11 protein-coding genes and 4 pseudogenes are annotated in these 16994 nt (G+C 73.1%); 8 read left to right on the top strand and 7 right to left on the bottom strand.

Going from position 1 to position 16994, the window contains the following annotated elements; translation table 11 throughout:
- Positions 1 to 10: 10 nt before the first annotated feature.
- A complete protein-coding gene (locus BJF83_RS02980) occupies positions 11 to 1333 on the bottom strand; it encodes an ABC transporter substrate-binding protein (RefSeq protein WP_075925079.1) in 1323 nt (440 codons plus the stop codon).
- A 376-nt stretch (positions 1334 to 1709) separates the two neighbouring features.
- Here BJF83_RS02980 and BJF83_RS28380 point away from each other — a divergent pair.
- The 5 genes and pseudogenes from BJF83_RS28380 to BJF83_RS02965 all read left to right on the top strand — a co-directional run.
- Positions 1710 to 2924: pseudogene (locus BJF83_RS28380) on the top strand (beta-ketoacyl synthase N-terminal-like domain-containing protein); the annotation flags it as partial.
- Between the two features lie 103 nt (positions 2925 to 3027).
- Positions 3028 to 5487: an acyltransferase domain-containing protein gene (locus BJF83_RS28375; protein WP_262391274.1), complete on the top strand. Its 2460-nt coding sequence runs from the start codon at positions 3028 to 3030 to the stop codon at positions 5485 to 5487.
- On the top strand, positions 5391 to 7547 hold the full coding sequence (locus BJF83_RS28370; RefSeq protein ID WP_262391273.1) for an SDR family NAD(P)-dependent oxidoreductase: 2157 nt from the start codon (positions 5391 to 5393) through the stop codon (positions 7545 to 7547). Before BJF83_RS28375 ends, BJF83_RS28370 begins: the two co-directional genes overlap by 97 nt.
- Positions 7548 to 7570: 23 nt before the next feature.
- Positions 7571 to 7951, top strand: a pseudogene (locus BJF83_RS30840) (acyl-CoA thioesterase); the annotation flags it as partial.
- Between the two features lie 49 nt (positions 7952 to 8000).
- Positions 8001 to 8408: pseudogene (locus BJF83_RS02965) on the top strand (flavin reductase family protein); the annotation flags it as partial.
- On the opposite strand, the gene BJF83_RS02960 reads toward BJF83_RS02965, so the two are convergent.
- Genes BJF83_RS02960 through BJF83_RS02950 form a run of 3 tightly spaced genes read right to left on the bottom strand, consistent with a single transcriptional unit; the run spans position 8407 to position 10957 of the window.
- Positions 8407 to 9138 (bottom strand): TetR/AcrR family transcriptional regulator, encoded by a 732-nt coding sequence (locus BJF83_RS02960; RefSeq protein ID WP_262391272.1) that lies wholly within the window; start codon positions 9136 to 9138, stop codon positions 8407 to 8409. The pseudogene BJF83_RS02965 and the gene BJF83_RS02960 sit on opposite strands and share 2 nt — an antisense overlap.
- A 23-nt stretch (positions 9139 to 9161) precedes the next feature.
- The gene (locus BJF83_RS02955; RefSeq protein WP_075925077.1) at positions 9162 to 10118 is read right to left on the bottom strand and encodes a DUF1702 family protein; all 957 of its coding nucleotides are present in this window, start codon (positions 10116 to 10118) and stop codon (positions 9162 to 9164) included.
- 23 nt (positions 10119 to 10141) lie between these two features.
- Entirely contained in the window at positions 10142 to 10957 is an 816-nt protein-coding gene (locus BJF83_RS02950; RefSeq protein WP_143831768.1) for a helix-turn-helix transcriptional regulator, read from the bottom strand.
- Positions 10958 to 11342: 385 nt separating this feature from the next.
- Here BJF83_RS02950 and BJF83_RS02945 point away from each other — a divergent pair, with 385 nt between their 5' ends.
- A complete protein-coding gene (locus BJF83_RS02945; RefSeq protein WP_262391271.1) occupies positions 11343 to 12149 on the top strand; it encodes a methyltransferase domain-containing protein in 807 nt (268 codons plus the stop codon).
- A gap of 180 nt (positions 12150 to 12329) precedes the next feature.
- Here the strand turns inward: BJF83_RS02945 and BJF83_RS30835 are convergent.
- The 3 genes and pseudogenes from BJF83_RS30835 to BJF83_RS02935 all read right to left on the bottom strand — a co-directional run.
- A pseudogene (locus tag BJF83_RS30835) lies at positions 12330 to 12680 on the bottom strand (nucleotide disphospho-sugar-binding domain-containing protein); the annotation flags it as partial.
- Positions 12593 to 13375 (bottom strand): hypothetical protein, encoded by a 783-nt coding sequence (locus BJF83_RS02940; protein ID WP_262391270.1) that lies wholly within the window; start codon positions 13373 to 13375, stop codon positions 12593 to 12595. The gene BJF83_RS02940 and the pseudogene BJF83_RS30835, both read right to left, overlap by 88 nt.
- A 32-nt stretch (positions 13376 to 13407) precedes the next feature.
- Positions 13408 to 14409 (bottom strand): aldo/keto reductase, encoded by a 1002-nt coding sequence (locus tag BJF83_RS02935; RefSeq protein WP_075925075.1) that lies wholly within the window; start codon positions 14407 to 14409, stop codon positions 13408 to 13410.
- A gap of 175 nt (positions 14410 to 14584) precedes the next feature.
- Between BJF83_RS02935 and BJF83_RS02930 the strand changes: the two genes are divergently transcribed.
- Positions 14585 to 15730: a DegT/DnrJ/EryC1/StrS aminotransferase family protein gene (locus BJF83_RS02930; RefSeq protein ID WP_262391269.1), complete on the top strand. Its 1146-nt coding sequence runs from the start codon at positions 14585 to 14587 to the stop codon at positions 15728 to 15730.
- Positions 15731 to 15799: 69 nt separating this feature from the next.
- Positions 15800 to 16930, top strand: coding sequence for a nucleotide disphospho-sugar-binding domain-containing protein (locus BJF83_RS02925; RefSeq protein ID WP_075925074.1), 1131 nt, complete (start codon positions 15800 to 15802; stop codon positions 16928 to 16930).
- Positions 16931 to 16994 lie beyond the last annotated feature (64 nt).

Raw genomic sequence — 16994 nt, 5'->3', positions numbered from 1 at the left:
CCCGCGCCGCCTACCCGGCCGCGTCCGCGTCCGAGAGCGGGACCTCGACGGGGCTCGGTCGGTCCAGCGCGAACTCCAGGATCTCGCCGCCGCCGCCGTCGGTGGTCCTGGGCTCCTGGAGGACCTCCACACCGCCCTCGGCGTGGTGCTGCACGACCATGACCCCGGTGTATCCGCTGTGGTCGTCCTCCGTCGCGACGAAGGGCACCAGGCCCGGCCCCGCCCACTCATGGGAGTTCAGGGTGGCCAGGAGCGACTCGCGGTCCAGGTCCGGGCCGACCGCCATGAGCAGCTGGGCGAACAGCGTCGCCTGCGCCATGCCGTAGATCGTGGTGTCGGTGAAGGGAGTCCCCTCGTTGTACCGCTCGTGGATCTCCCGGAAGAACTCGGTCCACGGGTCGTCGGACTGGGCGGCCATCGGCAGGAACGCGGTGATGATCAGTCCGTCCAGGAAGGCCTCGGCCGGGATGTCCTCGGCCGGGGTGCCCTGGGCGTACTCCTCGATGAGGCCGGTCACGATCCGCACGTCCGCGCCGAAGCTGGGCGCGATCCACTGGGGCTCGTAGCCGATCGCGGCGGACTCCGTGACCGCCAGGGCGAGGTAGGAGGGGATGCAGTAGCACACCGCGATGTCCGCGCCGGACTCCTTCATCGCCGCGATCTGACCGGCGAGTTCGGGCACACCGGGGTCGTATGACTCCCAGGCCACGATCTCCTCGGACAGGTACTGCTCGATTCCCGCGTGCGACGCGGGGCCCACGTCGTCGTTCTGGTACAGGAGCCCGACCTGGTCGCCGGCGAAGTGCTCGGCGATGAACGCGCCCTGCACCTTGGCCTCGCGGGTGTAGTCCACCTGGAAGCCGTAGCTGTACGGGTACGCCTCGGGCTGGTCCCAGGACAGCGCCCCGGAGGAGACGAACAGGTCCGGCACGCCCCGCTGGTTGAGCTCGTCGACGACCGACTCGTGGGTCGGGGTGCCCAGACCGCCGAGCATCGCGAAGATCCCGTGGTCGTCCAACAGCGTGCGGGTGGCCTCCTGTGTGTGCGCGGGGTCGAAGCCGTCGTCCTGGACCTGGTACTCGATCCGTCGGCCGTGGATGCCGCCGTTGTCGTTGACGTAGTCGAACACGGCCCGAGCGCCGGTGGACACGTGTCGGAAGCCGGGCGCCGCGGCGCCGGTGAGCGGCTGGTGAGTGCCGATGACGACGGCGTCGTCGGTCACCCCCTGGGCGAGGTTCGCCTCGCCGGCCGCGCCGTCCGCCTGCTCCCCGCCGCAGGACGCGGTCAGGACCGTGACGGCCAGGGCCAGGGCGAGGGTTCTCAGAGTGCGCATGGTGGTCAGTCCCGGGGGTTCTTGGCTCGTCTCGGCGGGCGGTGGCTCCGTGATCGGGGTTGGAGTCGCAGATGCAGAGGGGGTCCGACTGGTTACTCGCGAGTATGTTACTCGCGAGTCAACACCATACGCGTGTCGCGGCCCACCGCAACCTCCTGGGGGTCCGTGCACGGTCCCCTGGCCGGACCTGGCCACGGGGTCTTTCCCCGCGTCCGGGAGGGGTGGATCGCCGTGCGGCGTGAAAGAAGAATGACAGCGTTATGGAATTACGATTCCCCATTGCGTAACTGCGAAGAAGAAAACGCTTTCGAGTATCACGGATCCTGAGGGCTCGAAGGCGGCGGAATAACTCCGCCCGACAGTGCGGAGGTGCGTCATGGGAACCGGTCGGATCGCGATCGTGGGCATCGGCCTCCGCTATCCGGACGCCGACACCCCCGAACAACTCTGGGAGAACGTCCTCGCAGGCAAAAGGGCCTTCCGGACGATTCCCGCGGAGCGGGTGAGCCTGGACGACTACTGGTCAGCGGACACCCACGCGCCGGACCGGTTCTATTCCGACAAAGCCGCCCTGCTGCGCGGATTCAGCTTCGACCGCGAGCAATTCCGAGTGGCGGGTCGGACGTTCAGATCCACCGACATGACGCACTGGCTCGCGCTGGACACCGCCGCGCGGGCGCTGGAGGACGCCGGTTTTCCCGAAGGCGAGGGGCTGCCCCGGCGGAGCACGGGAGTGGTGCTGGGCAACAGCCTCACGGGGGAGTTCGCGCGGGCCAACACGCTGCGGTTGCGCTGGCCCTACGTCCGGCGCACGCTCGCCGCGGCCCTGCGCGGCCGCGGCTGGAGCGACGACGAGCTCGCCCCCTTCCTCGCCGACCTGGAGAGCGCCTACAAGGCGCCCTTCCCCGTCACCGACGAGGACACCCTCGCCGGAGGGCTGTCCAACACCATCGCCGGACGCGTGTGCAACCACTTCGACCTCAACGGCGGCGGCTACACCGTCGACGGCGCCTGCTCCTCCTCCCTCCTGTCCGTGGCCACCGCGGCCGGAGCACTGTCCGACGGGACCCTCGACGCGGCCCTGGCCGGGGGAGTCGACCTGTCCGTGGACCCCTTCGAGCTGGTGGGTTTCGCCCGCACCGGGGCCCTGGCCACCGACGAGATGAGGATCTACGACCGGGGCTCCAACGGATTCTGGCCGGGCGAGGGGGCGGGCGTGCTCGTCCTCGTGCGCGAGGAGGACGCCCGAGCCCTCGGCGCGCGCGTCTACGCCCTGCTCACCGGGTGGGCGGTCTCCTCAGACGGCCGGGGCGGGATCACGCGCCCCGAGGAGGACGGCCACCGCCTCGCGCTGGAGCGCGCCTACGCGCGTGCCGGATACGGAGCCCACACCGTCGGCTACTTCGAGGGCCACGGCACGGGAACGGCCCTGGGCGACGCCACCGAGATCGCCGCGCTGTCCCACGCGCGCGGCCCCGCTCCCGCCCGCCCCGCGGCCCTGGGCAGCGTCAAGGGCAACATCGGCCACACCAAGGCCGCCGCCGGGGTGGCCGGACTCATCAAGGCCGCCCTGGCCGTGCGGCACGCGACCATCCCCCCGGGAACCGGCCACCACGATCCCCACCCCCTCATGACCGGGGACGCGCCAGCGTTGCGCGTCCGACCGCGCCGAGCCCTGGCCCGCCGACCACCCCGTGCGCGCCGGTGTGTCGGCGATCGGGTTCGGGGGCGTCAACACCCATGTCGCGCTGGAGGCCGCGCCCGGACACGCGAGCGGACCCGACGCCCGAACCCACGCGCTCGTCGCCGGACGCCAGGACGCCGAACTCCTCCTCCTGGCCGCCCCCACCCACGACGCTCTGCGGGCACGCCTGCGCGACCTCGCGGACCTGCTGCCCCGTCTGTCCTACGCCGAACTCACCGACCTGGCCGCCGACCTGGCCCGCGACCGGCCCGACGCGGCCGTCGGGGGCGTGCGCTGCGCGATCGTCGCCGCGGACCCCCACGGGGCGGCACGGGCCGCACGCACGCTCGGCGAACGGTTGGACGCGGGGGAGACCGAGGTCCTGGCCCCGGCCGAAGGGGTCTTCGTCGCAGCCCGGGCCGTCCCGCCCCGCCTCACCCTCCTCCTGCCCGGTCAGGGCACGGGGAGCGGCGTCCACGGCGCTCTGTCCCGGCGCTTCCCCCGCGCCGATCCGGGTCCGTACGGGGGACGCCCGACCGAGAGCGCGGACCACGTGGCGACCGAGACGGCCCAGCCCCGGATCGTCGCGGGCTCCCTGGCCGCACTCGCCGTCCTGCACGACCTGGGCGTGACGGCCCGCGCCGCGGTCGGACACAGCCTCGGCGAGCTGACCGCCCTGCACTGGGCCGGCGCCCTGTCCGCCGAGGATGCGCTCGACCTGGCCGTCGCGCGCGGCCGTGCCATGGCCGACCACGGATCCCCCGATGGGGCGATGGCCGGGCTCTCCGCCGGCCCCGACCGCGTGGAACGCCTCCTGGCCGCCCAGGACCCCGACCCGGGCTCCTCGGTGGTCGTGGCCGGGCACAACGGGCCCGAGCAGACCGTCGTCTCGGGTCGGGCCGACGCCGTGGACCGACTCCTGGCCCGCGCGCGGTCGGAGGGGATCGCCGGCACCCGCCTGCGGGTCTCCCACGCCTTCCACTCCCCGCTCGTCGCCGGGGCGGCCGGGGCCCTCGACCGCGTCCTGGCCGACCTGCCGCTGCGCCCGCTCACCGGCCGCGTCGTCTCCACCGTCACCGGCGCGACCTCGCCCCGGACGCACCCCTGCGCGACCTGTTGCGGGACCAGGTGGTGCGCCCCGTCCTCTTCCACGAGGCCGTCGCCCGCGTGCGCCCGACACCGACCTCTTCGTCGAGGCCGGGCCCGGACGGGTTCTGTCCGGCCTGGTCCGAGGCTCGCACCGGACACGCCCGCGCTGCCGCTGGACACCGACGCACCCACCCTGGGGCCCCTCCTGCGGGCCCTGGGAGCCGCCTTCGCGCTGGGCGCCCCGGTCGACGCCGGGCGGCTGTTCCACGGCCGGCTCGCACGTCCCCTGCCCGAGACCCTCACCTTCCTCAGCAGCCCCTGCGAGACCGCTCCCGACCTCGCACTCGACAGGACCGCGACCCCGCAGGCGAGCCCGGCCGACGCACCCACGGCCACGGCTGACGACACGGTCGGCGCCGCCGACACGCTGAGCGCCCTGCGCGCCCTCGTCGCAGCCCGCGTGGAACTGCCCGTGGAGACCGTCACCGCGCACACACGGCCCCTGGACGAGCTGCACCTGAGCTCCATCACCGTCGGTCAGATCGTCAACGAGGTGACCCGGGCGCGGGGGCTTCCGCCGCTGGAGGCCGTCTCCGGCCACGCCACCTCAAGCCTGGCGGACCTGGCCGCGACCATCGACGGACTGGCGGCGAGCGCCGACTCCGTACCCGAGCGGACCGCGGAACCGGCCGGCGTCGGCCCCTGGGTCCGTGCCTTCCGCGTCGATCACGCCCCGTCTCCCGCGCCCGCTCCGACCGCGGTCCGGCCCGGGACCGGCACCGGGCCCGCCGAGTGGTCGGTGCACGCGCACGGCCGCCAGCCCCTCGCCGTGGCACTGGGTGAGGCGCTGGCCGGAGCGGGCATCGGCGGGGGCGTCCTCCTCGTGCCCACCGGCGAGGACCCCGACGTCCCCCTCAACGCGGTACGGGAGGCCGCCCGCCGAGGTGTCCGCTGTGTCCTCGTCCAAGACCGCCCGCTCGCCTCCGGACTCGCCCGGACCCTGCACCTGGAGCGGCCGGAGGTCCCGGTGACCGTGGTCGAGGTGGCCGACACCGCCCCGGCCGACCCCGACGCGGCCCGGCGGCTCGTCGACCGGGTCGTCGCCGAGGCCGCCGCCACCACCGCCTACACCGAGGTCCGGCACGGACCCGACGGGGAGCGCGACGTCCCCGTCCTGACCCCTCTCACCCCCGCCGACCCGCCTCCCGACACCGAGCCCCCGCTCGGACCCGACGACGTCCTGCTCGTCACGGGCGGAGGCAAGGCATCACCGCCGAGTGCGCGTTGGACCTGGCCCGCGCGCACGGCCCCGCCCTCCTCCTCCTGGGCCGCTCGGACCCCGGTGCCGACCCCGAGCTGGCCGCCAACCTCGAACGGATGACCGCCGCCGGAGTGCGCCTGCGCTACGCTCGGGCCGACGTCACCCGCCCGGACGAGGTGGCGGCGGCCGTGCGGCACGCCGCCGGCGACCTCGGGCCGGTGACCGCCGTCCTGCACGGAGCGGGACGCAACGAGCCCACGCCCCTGCACGCGCTGACCGCGGAGCGGACGCGCGCGACGCTCGCCCCCAAGGTCGAGGGCCTGCGCGCGGTCCTGTCCGCCGTCGACCCCGACCGGCTGCGCCTGTTGGTCACCTTCGGCAGTGTGATCGGACGCGCCGGTCTGCGCGGCGAGGCGCACTACGCCACCGCCAACGACCGCATGAGCGCCCTCACCGCCGACCACGCGCGTCGCCACCCCCGCACCCGGACCCTGGCTGTGGAGTGGTCGGTCTGGTCCGGGGCCGGGATGGGCGAGCGCATGGGCGTGGTGGAGGCCCTGTCGCGCGAGGGCGTCACCCCCGTCTCCGTCGACGAGGGACTGGCGATCCTGCGCGCCCTGCTGGCCGACCCCGACGCCGGGCCCGTGGTCGTGGTCAGCGGCCGCACCGGTCCCCTGCCCACCCTGCCCCGTCCCGCCGACCTGCCTCTGGGCCGGTTCGTGGACCGCGCGGTGGTCCACTACACGGGCGTCGAACTCGTCACCGAGACGATCCTGTCCGCACACACCGACCCCTATCTGGACGACCACCGGCTCGACGGGGACGCCCTCCTCCCCGCGGTCCTGGGCATGGAGGCGATGACGCAGACGGCCGCCGCCGTCAGCGGACACTGCGGTGTGCCCGTCCTGGAGGACGCCTCCTTCCTCCGCCCCGTCACCGTCCCGGCCGCGGGCTCCACCACCATCCGGGTCGCGGCCCTGGTCCGCGACGACCGCACCGTGGACGTGGCCGTGCGCAGCGAGGAGACCGGGTACGCCACCGACCACTTCCGCGCCGTCCTGCGCTGGCCGACCTCCCCGGGCGACGACCGGGCCCGGGTGGACGTGCCGGGCGCCGCGGACGACCCGGTCCCCCTCGACCCCGCGGCCGACCTCTACGGCGGTCTCCTCTTCCAGGGCAAGAGGTTCCAGCGTCTGCTCGCCTACCGCAGAGTCGCCGCGCGCCACACGGTGGCCGAGATCGCCGCCCGCGACACCGACGGCTGGTTCGCCCCCTATCTGCCGCAGCGGCTCGTCCTGGCCGACCCCGGCGCGCGCGACACCGTCATGCACGCCCTCCAGAGCGGTGTCCCCGACGCCGTGCTCCTGCCCGAGAGGGTCGACCGGATCCGGCTGGCCGACCCGGCGGTGCGCCCCGCCGGTCCCCCTCTCCTGGTCGCGAGCGAACGCGACCAGGACGGCGACGCCCACACCTACGACGTGGAGGTGCGCGAGGAGTCCGGTCGCGTGCTCGAACGCTGGGAGGGTTTGCGGCTGAGGGCGGTGCGTTCCCGCGGGGGCGAGGGCCCGTGGCCGCCGCCGCTGCTCGGCCCCCACCTGGAGCGGTCGCTCGACCGCGTCCTCGGAGCCCGGATCCGCGCGGCCGTCGAACCGGACGACGCGCTCCCCGGCCGACGGCGCGCGGAACGGCGTGAACGCACCGCGCGCGCCGTGCGCCGCCTCCTGGACCGGGGCGCTCCGCTCCAGCACCGGCCCGACGGCCGCCCCGAGGTCGCCGGAGCGCACGTGTCCGCGTCGCACGGGGCCGGGGTCACGCTGGCGGTCGCCGCCTCCGCCCCCGTCGGCTGCGACATCGAGACCGCGGTCGAACGGCCCCGCCCGGACTGGGCCGACCTGCTCGGGCCCACGGGGCTGGCCGTCGCCGACCTGCTGTCCGAGGAGTCGGGTGAACCGTTCACCGTGGCCGCCACCCGCGTGTGGTGCGCCCTGGAGTGCCTGCGCAAGACCGGAACCGCCACGCGCGACCTGGTCCTGGACGGGGCCGGTTCCGACGGCTGGACGGTCCTGGCCGCCGGGACCGCGCGCACCGCCACCTGGGCCACCACCCTGGCGGGGCACGAGCCCCCCGTGGTGGTGGCCGTCACCGCGTCCGACCCCGACCGAGAGGAACCCCGACCGTGAACGGCAACGACGCCTACTTCGAGATGCGCCACGTCGTCGGACTTGAGGAGACCAATCTCGTGGGCAACGTCTACTACGCCCACTACGTGCGCTGGCAGGGCCGGTGCCGGGAACTCTTCCTGCGCGAACACGCGCCCGGCGTCCTGGCCGAGCTCCGCGCGGACCTGAAGCTGTTCACGCTCCACGTGGACTGCCAGTACCTCGCCGAGACCACCGCTTTCGACCACCTGTCGGTCCGCTTGCGCCTGGAGGAGCTCACCCAGACCCAGATCGGATTCGCCTTCGACTACGTGCGCCTGGACGGGCCCGACGGCCAGACCCTCGTCGCTCGCGGACGCCAGCGCGTGGCGTGCATGCGCGGCCCCAACGCCGCCACCGTTCCGGCACGGGTGCCCGCCGAGCTGCGCGCGGCGCTGGCGCCGTTCGCCTCCGCCCGCCCGCAACCGGTGGGGGATGATGGTCGGCCTGCGCCGGGTCATGTCCCGGTTCGCCACGGGCGTCACCGTCCTCACCACGGGCGGAAACGTCCCGCACGGGATGACCGCCAACGCCTTCACCTCGGTGTCCCTCGATCCGCCGCTCGTGCTGTGCTGCGTGGCCCGCACCGCGCGGCTGTGCACGGCGGTCGCCGACACCGGGGCGTTCGGGGTCTCCCTGCTCGGCGCGGACCAGACCCGGGCCGCCCGCCACTTCGCGGACGGCTCCCGCCCCGACGGCGTCGCCCAGTTCGCCGGGTTCGGATGGCGGTCCGGTCCCAGGACCGGCGCCCCCCTGCTGTCGGGCGCCGTGGGCTGGCTGGAGTGCGAGGTGCAACGCCGCCTGCCCGGCGGGGATCACGTCATCCTGTTGGGCGGTGTGCTCAGCGCGCTTCCGGGAGAGGGGACCGACCCGCTGCTGTTCGTGGGCGGGTCGCTGCGCGGCGCCGCGCCAGCGGAGTCTCCCACGTCCGCGGGCCCGTCGTCGGCCGCGCCGAACAGCGCGTGGAACGCCTCCCGAGAGGCGGCCACGGAGCTCGCCGCGGCCTCCCACCGGTCACCGGCGCGACCATCAGCGAGGAGAGTTGGGTCTCGAAGCAGTCGTCGGCTTCGTAGGGGGAGACCAGGTAGGCCCCCAGCTCCAGCGTGACGATCCCGTGGACGGCGCTCCACATGTGGTGGGCCACCATCACGGGGTCGGACGCGCGGAACCGCCGCGCCTCCACCGACCGTCGCACGGACTCGATCAGGCCGACCATGGTGTAGCGGCCGTGCTGGCGGTCGTCGTCGGTCAGGGAGAATCCGGCCAGGGAGGCGGCTCCGAACATGACCGCGTACAGGTGGGGGTTGGCGAGGGCGTTGCGGCGGTAGGCGCGCCCCATCAGCGCGACGTCGGCCACCGGGTCCGCGCCGGGCCGCACCCGGCCGAAGTGCCGGTCCAGCCGGGCGAACCCCTCGTACACCATGGCGCGCACCAACCCCGCCATCCCGTCGAAGTTGGTGTAGACGGCCATCGTCGAGCAGCCCGCCTCGCGAGCCAGCCGGCGGGTGGTCAGGGCGCGCGGTCCCTCCGAGGCGAGGACACGGGCGGCGATCCCCACCAGGGCCTCGCGCACGCGCGGATCCGCGCGGCGCGGACTCACCTGGCCAGCCGCTCGGCCAGACGGGTCCGCCACACCTCGTAGGCGGGTACTGGGCCCTCGGCCGTTCCCGACGCGGGTCGGGTCTCCCGGGCGAGCCGCGCCGCCCTCTCGGGAGTCAACCCGCACAGGATCTCGGTCGCGGTCGCGACGTGCGGCACCTCCAATCCGGCACGGACGCGGGCCTCGGCGGCGAACGCGCCGCCCTGGGCCAGCCACCGCGTGTGCTCTCCAGCGCGTTCGCGCAGGGCCGCCAGGCGGTCGTCGCCGCCGCCCGCGTAGGCGGCGGCCAGGCCGACGCCGGCGTACAGGTCGGCGCGGCGGCCGACGGGGAAGCCCTCGACCAGGTCGGCGGCGCGGACGGGGTCGGCGCAGGCGACGAACCAGAGCGCGCGGCCGATCCCCTGGTCGATCGCACGGGGAGCGTAGTCGGGATGGCCGGACCAGCGCGCGGGCCGGTCGTCGACCCGGCGCCGCCGGACGGTCCGGTCGGTGCGGAAGTAGGCCTCGTGGAATCCGTAGCCGTCGAGGACCAGCCAGCGCAGGAGGGGATCGAACCGGTCGGCGCGCGGCCACAGCGGCCGGGGGAGGCGGGCCAGGGCCCAGCCGGCGCCCACGTGCGCCATGTACACGTGCGGCCGCCCGGGACCGTCGAGGTAGGCGGTCAGCCGTGTGCCGCGGAGCGTCAGGGCGTCCAACACCGTGAAGCCCATCGCGGCGCCCTCGTGCGCGAAGCCGCGGAAGCGAGCGGGGGTCCCGCGCAGGAGCGGGACGACGCGTTCGGGGTCCCCCGTCTCCACGGCGTGCCCGTACCCGGTCAGGAAGGTCCCGCCCACGGTCTCGATCATGTGCCGGTCGTTCGGTTCACCCGGGTGGAAGCCGCGTCGGCTGACGTGGGTCTCGGATGTGCTCGGGGTCAGCACGTGGCGCCGCAGCGCCCTGACGGAGGTGTGCACGGTGCCTCCTGGGGTGGGGTCAATCAGCCGCAGACCAGGGCGGGGGACCGGCCGTCCTGGTACTGGGAGTGGACGGGGGAGGTGTCCGCGAGGGTTACCGCGATGGGGGCGTCGGTGGAGGCGAGCCGCCGCATCGAGAGATGGGTTCGGGCCTCGGTGTCCGGCGAGATGCCGACGCGGGTCGGGGAGACGCCGACGAAGACGTTCTCGCGGCCGTAGGAGATCCCGTTCCTCATGGCCAGGGCGACGATCGTCCAGTTCCCCGTCGGCACGTCCGTGAGGGTGAAGCCGACGCGCGGTCCGAAGGGGAGGATCCTGTGGGCGACGGGGGCCTGTTGCGGGATCCGGGAGTGGAACGCGCCGACCAGGATGTTGGTGCCCTTGGCGTGGCGGGGGAGGTCCACCGTGCCGCTCAGGGTTCCCGACGGGCGACCGTTCCCGGACGCTGGACCGAGGCCCTCCAGCTCTCGGGAGCTGGGCATGCGGCTGAACCCGCCCGAGGCGGCCACCAGCAGCCGCTCGACGTCGGGGCGACGGTACTGGCGCGGAGTCATTCCCACCGTGCGCGTGAATCGGCTGGTGAACGTGCCGACACTGTTGTATCCGACGCTGTAGACGATGTCGCACACGTTCATCGGTGAGCTGATCAGGAGTTTCTTCGCCTCGAACATGCGCACCGCGGTCAGGTACTTGCCCGGGGGGACTCCCACTTCCTGCGCGAAGACCCGAGATAGGTGGAAGGGGCTGACGAAGACCTCGCTGGCGATGTCCTCGAGGGTGATGCGCTCGGAAAAACGTCTGTGGATCATCGTGACGGCCTTGCATACTGCTTCGCGCACTACCACTCCTACGGTGACGGGTCAGCACGGAGTCGACGTGAGCGCGAGCCTGTGGGGGGGAGCGCGCGACTCACCGCTCCATCCTTCTTAGGGGTTCGCGGGTTAGCGTCTCCAAGATTGCTCTTTCGTGTCCATAACTAACTTTTCTGATCGCTCGTGTTAATCGAACATGGGTGCGAGTTGCCTTGCGTTATGTGCGGCCCCCAAACTCCCACCAGCCTGCGCGGACCATTTAGGTCCCGTATGCGCCATGGTGCTGATGTGAGCTGAGTTAACAGTCTCCAATTTGGCGCTAGTAAAACATTCTTTGATTGTGGTCAAGAGGGTGCCGTATGTCACTTCGCTGAACGCCGAGGAGGCCACGGCGTAGTATCGCGGGCATGTCGTGGAAACCGGAAGGCGCCGAGGGGACCGTGTTCGACCGCGGGGCGCGGGCCTGGGAGGCTGGCGGGCCACGCCGTGGGGACGACTGCGCTACCTCCTCGTCGCGCACACGCTGGGCGCGACCCTGCGGCCGGGAAGGCGCAGCTCGGTACTGGACATCGGGGGAGGCGACGGGGGCGACGCGATTCCGCTCGCCCGGCAGGGGCACGAGGTCACCATCGTGGACAGCGCGCGCGAGCTGCTGCTCAGAGCTCGGGACGGCGCGGCGGCCGCGGGTGTGGACGCCCGCGTGCGCACCGTCCACGCGGACCTGGAGGAGTTGAGCGCCGACCCCCTCCCCGGGGGGATCGACGCCGGTTACGACCTGGTTCTCTGCCACAACGTGGTCCAGTACAGCGCTGACGTCGCGGCGACCGTGGCCACGGCCGTGCGGATGGCGCGACGGGGCGGTACCGTCTCCGTCGTGGCGCCCAACCCCGCGATGGACGTGCTCGCCGCGGCGGTCCGGCGCGCCGACCCCGACGCGGCGCTCGATCTGCTGGACGCCGACACCGTGCGGTCGCGGACCTTCGGCCACGACATGCACAGGGTGCCGTGCGAGGCGGTGGAGTCGGCTCTGCGCGAGGCCGGATGCCCGGTGACGCACCGCTTCGGACTGCGCTGCGTCACCGACCTCATCGCCGACGAGGAGCTCAAGCACGACCCGGCGTTCTTCGCGCGGCTGCTCCGGTTGGAGACCGCGCTGTGCGACCGGGAGGAGTTCTGGCACACCGCGCGGTTCTGGCAGCTGCTGGCCGTGCGGGACTGAGCCCCGCCGGTGCGGTCGCCTCCGGTCAGGCGCGGGCGGAGGGAGTGCGGAACAGCATCGCCTCCAGGGCGTCGGCGGCGCGGGAGGGGCCGCCCCGACCGATCTCCTGGCGCATCCGTGCGACCAGCGCGCCGCTCGCCGGTCGGCGGCCACCCGCTCCACCTCCTCCCGCACGGAGGCCCCGCTGACCCCTTGCGCGGGCAGCGCCCCGCCCAGTCCGAGCGCCTCGACCTGCCGCACCATGGGGGCCACGTCGGGGGAGTGCGGCACGCACACGACCGGTCGGCCCTGGGAGAACGCCTCCATCAGAGTCCCCATGCCCCCGTGCGTCACGCACACGCTGGCGTGCCGCAGCACGGCTCGGTGCGAGACCCACGCGTGCGCCTCGACGTTCTGCGGCAGCGGCCCCAGCTCCTCCGGGAGGTGCCGCCCGCCCAGGGTCATCACGACGTGCCACGGAGAGTCGGCGAAGGCCCGCGCGCACGCACGGAAGAACTCCGTCCGGTGGCCGAAGGTCGTGCCCAGGGACACCAGCACGACCGGAGGTCGCCCGCCGGGGGCCGCCAGTCGCCCAGGAATCCGCGGTCGCCCAGGCAGGGACCGACGAAGGCGAAGCGGTCGTCGAAACGCGGCCCCTGGATCTGGAAGGAACGCGGAACGAACACCAGGTTCGCCTCCTCCACGTGGTTCCAGCACTCCTCGACCGTCGCCTCCATCCCCTCCCGCGCCAGCAGGTCCGCCAGGTGCGCACGGAACCGGGGCATCGTCAGGGGGTCGGCGAATCCGGCGGACTCCACCAGGTCCCGGGAGAAGGAGTAGATCTCGTCGGAGGCGAAGGCGGCGCTCGATCGGACCGCGGGCAGATTCCATCGCGACGCCAGGGCCTGCCCGGCGATGACGGGGAAGTCCCCGTAGACCAGGAGGTCGGGGTGTTCGTCGGGGAACGCCTCTCCGGCCGCGCGCAGGATCGCGGTGTTCTCCTCCAGGTACATCAGGTGGGCGGCGGCGCCGTCGTCGTCGCGGGCGAAGACCTCGGCCGGGTCGGCCTCGGCGATCGCCGACCGGTAGGGGACCACGTCGGCCCCGGCGGACACGAGCTGGTCGGACACCTCGGGCGTGCCGGTGTAGCTGACCCGGTGCCCCCGTCGGACCAGCTCCTCGACCACGGTCAGAGTGGGGTAGACGTGTCCGCGCTCGGCGACGTTGACGAACAGGATGTGACTCACGGGACCTCCTCGGGGCGGGTGCGGAACGGACGTCAGCCGAGCCAGGCGTCCGGGGCGGGGCCGCCGCGTCCGACCGGCGGGAACAGGTCGTCCAACCGGGCCAGGACGTCGGCGTCGAGCGGACTCGCCAACGCGCGCAGGGCGCCGTCGACGTGTTCGGGAGTGCGCGGACCGATGACCGCCGAGGTCACCCCGGGACGGGACAGGATCCAGGCCGTGGCGATCTCCGCCGGAGGCCTGCCCACGTCCTCGCACAGCTCCTCGAAGGCCGCGACCGCGGCGCGGTGTGCGGCCAGCGCGGACTGGGCGCGGCCCTGCGCCGACTTGACGGCCGTTCCGGCGGCGAGCTTGCGCAGCGCTCCGCCCAGCAGGCCGCCGTGCAGGGGCGACCAGACCAGCGCGCCCAGGCCGTAGGCGACCGCGGCGGGCAGGATCTCCAGTTCCGGTTGGCGGACGAGGAGGTTGTACAGGCACTGCTCCGAGGCCAGGCCGGTGAAGCCCCGGGCACGGGCCGCCTCCTGGGCGGAGGCCAGACCCCAGCCGCTGAAGTTGGAGGCGCCCACGTAGCGGATCTTGCCCTGTGCGGTCAGGGTCTCCATCGCCTGCCACACCTCGTCCCAGGCGACGCCCGGGTCCATGCGGTGCATCTGGTACAGGTCGATCCAGTCGGTGCGCAGCCGTCTCAGGGACGCGTCGCACGCGGCGATGACGTGGCGTGCGCAGAGCCCGGAGTCGTTGGGTCCCCCGCCCATCGGGTTGCCCACTTTGGTGGCCAGGACGACCGCGTCGCGGCGGGAGGGGCTCTCACCCAGCCACCGGCCGAGCAGTTCCTCGGTGAACCCCTTGTGCACGCGCCACCCGTACATGTTGGCGGTGTCCACGAAGTCGACGCCCCGGGCGAGGGCGTGGTCGAGGAGCCTTCGCGCCTCGGGCTCCTCCACGCGTCCGCCGAAGTTGACGGTGCCCAGACAGAGGCGGCTGACGCTCAGCCCGGTCCTGCCCAGGCGGGTGTGCTGCGAGTCCTGGTGCGACATCCCGTTGCTCCTCGGGTTCGTGCTCGGCGAGCAGGGGTGACGATCCCACGGTGCTCCTTGATGTTCAAGTGTCGTCCGCTCGAATCGTGGGAACTCTTGCTGATGGTGTTCATTTCACTTTAAAATCATATTTCTAGTTGGGCTGGGTTTCAACGAGTGCGGTCGATGTGCGCACATGAGGGGATGCTGGGATGATTCCGCTGTTCAAGGTCGCGATGTCGCCGGAGGCCCCCGACCGCGTCGCCGAGGCCTGCGGAGCGGCCAGCTGGAGCACGGCCCCCGGGTGGAGGAGTTCGAGGCCGTCCTCGGACGTCGCCTGGGAAACCCGCGCGTCGCGACGGTCAACTGCGGCACCTCGGGTCTCCACCTGGCCCTGAGCCTGTTCACCGGCGGCCCCGAGGCCGCCGCGACGCCGGATGACCCGGGTGAGGTCCTGGCCACGCCGTTGACCTTCGAGGGGACCAACTGGCCCATCCTCGCCAACGGCCTGCGCGTGCGCTGGGTCGACGTGGACCCGCACACGCTCAACGCCGACCTCGCCGACCTCGAACGCAAGATCGGCCCGAGGACCAGGGCGATCATGCTCGTCCACTGGCTCGGCTACCCCCTGGACCTCGACCGGCTGCGCGGGATCGTCGACCGGGCAGAACGCCGCCTCGGCTTCCGTCCGCCGGTGATCGAGGACTGCGCCCAGGCCTGGGGCGCCACCTACCGGAACCGACCCCTGGGCAACCACGGCAACGTCTGCGTCTACAGCTTCCAGGCGATCAAGCTCCTCACCTGCGGCGGGGGAGGGCTGGTCGTGCTCCCCGACGAGGAGCTGCGCCGAAGGGCGGTGCTCCGCCGCTGGTTCGGCATCGACCGCCGGGCCGACCGCGTCCACGGCGACTACGACGTCGCCGAGTGGGGCTTCCGCTTCCCCATGAACGACACGGCGGCGGCGATCGGCATGGCCAACCTGGAGATCGTCGAACCGCTCCTGGCCCGGCACCGGGAGAACGCCGCCTACCTCGACAAGGAGCTGGCCGCGGTCCCCGGAGTGGAACTCACCGAACGGGCGCCGGACCGTGAACCCTCCTTCTGGGCCTACCCCCTGAAGGTGGAGGACCGCGACGGCTTCATGCGCCGGATGACCGAGGCCAAAATCATGACCAGCCTCATCTCCCGCCGCAACGACGCGCACTCCTGCGTCGCCGCCTACCGTACCGACCTGCCCGGCCTCGACCACGTCTACGACCGCGTCGCCTACCTCCCCGTCGGGTGGTGGCTCTCCGAGGACGACCTCGGCCACATCGCCGACACCGTTCGCGCGGGCTGGTGACCGACCGGTCCCCGCCGTCGGCCGCGACCCGCACCCGACCCCTCCCCCGTCAGCGAAGGAATGCACTCCATGCGCGTCCTCTTCTCCTCCTCACCCGGCGTCGGCCACTTCCTTCCCCTCGTCCAGCTCGCCTGGGCCTTCAGGGCCGACGGCCACGACGTGCTCGTGACCATCGCCGAGCACGCCGACAAGGCGGCCGCGGCGGGACTCGAAGTCGTCGACGTGGCCCCCGACTACAGCGCCGTCGCCGTCTTCGAACGGGTCGCCAGGGAGCACCCGGACTTCGCAGCCAGGATGGCCGAGCGCGCCGAGGCGCCGATCGAGGACTGGGCGATCCAGGTCGCCGCCGTCAACCGTCCGATGGTCGAACGCACCATGGACGTGGCCGACCAGTGGCGCCCCGACCTCGTGGTCTACGACCAGGGCGCCACGGTGGGCCTGCTCGCCGCGGCCCGTCGGGGCGTCCCCTCGGTCCAGCGCAACCAGAGCGCCTGGCGTACCGGCGCCCTGCACGAGAACGTCGCACGTGAGCTGGCCGACCTGTGCGAGCGCTACGACCTCACCGTGCCCGAGCCCGACGTCACGGTGGAGTCCTTCCCGCCCAGCATGCTCTCCGGGACGCCGGAGGAGGGCTGGTTCATGCGCTGGGTGCCCTACGGCGGCGGTCACGTCGTCGGTGACCGCCTGCCCAGGCCCGGCTCACGGCCGAGGGTGGCCATCACGATGGGCACCATCGAACTGCAGACCTTCGGCCTGGACATGCTCGACCCCCTGCTGGCCGCGGCCGCCGACACCCCGGCGGACTTCGTCCTCGCGCTCGGCGACATCGACGTCTCCGGCCTGGTCGTGCCGTCCAACGTCACCTCCGTGGGGTGGACACCGCTGCACACCCTGCTGCGCGACTGCGCGGCCGTGCTCCACCACGGCGGCGGCGGGACCACCCTGACCGCGGTCGACGCGGGCATCCCCCAGATGCTGACGCCCGACCCCAGGGACCGGCTCCAGTACACGGCGTGCGCCGCCGTGCGCGACCGCGGCATCGGCCTGACCGGCGCCCCGAAGGACGTCGACTCCGCCCTGATCACCCGGCTGCTGGAGGACGAGACGATGCGCCGCGCCGCCGAGGAGGTGCGTGACGAGGTCTGGGCCCTTCCGACCCCGGTCGAGACCGAGCGGCGGATCCTCGACCAGCTTTTCTAGGTCGACGGTCCACGAGCACACGCCCGAGCGAAGCGGAGAGTGGTCCGTGCGGTTCCTGCCCGAA

The sequence above is a fragment of the Nocardiopsis sp. CNR-923 genome (genome assembly GCF_001942255.1).
GTDB lineage: Bacteria > Actinomycetota > Actinomycetes > Streptosporangiales > Streptosporangiaceae > Nocardiopsis.
Note: the sequence above shows the minus strand (reverse complement) of the source record. Positions and strands in the feature narration are given on the sequence as shown.

Coding starts and splice junctions, on each gene's coding strand:
- BJF83_RS02980 (WP_075925079.1), bottom strand. CDS start 1,333: ATGCGCACTCTGAGAACCCTCGCCCTGGCCCTGGCCGTCACGGTCCTG.
- BJF83_RS02935 (WP_075925075.1), bottom strand. CDS start 14,409: ATGTCGCACCAGGACTCGCAGCACACCCGCCTGGGCAGGACCGGGCTG.
- BJF83_RS02930 (WP_262391269.1), top strand. CDS start 14,585: ATGAGGGGATGCTGGGATGATTCCGCTGTTCAAGGTCGCGATGTCGCC.
- BJF83_RS02925 (WP_075925074.1), top strand. CDS start 15,800: ATGCGCGTCCTCTTCTCCTCCTCACCCGGCGTCGGCCACTTCCTTCCC.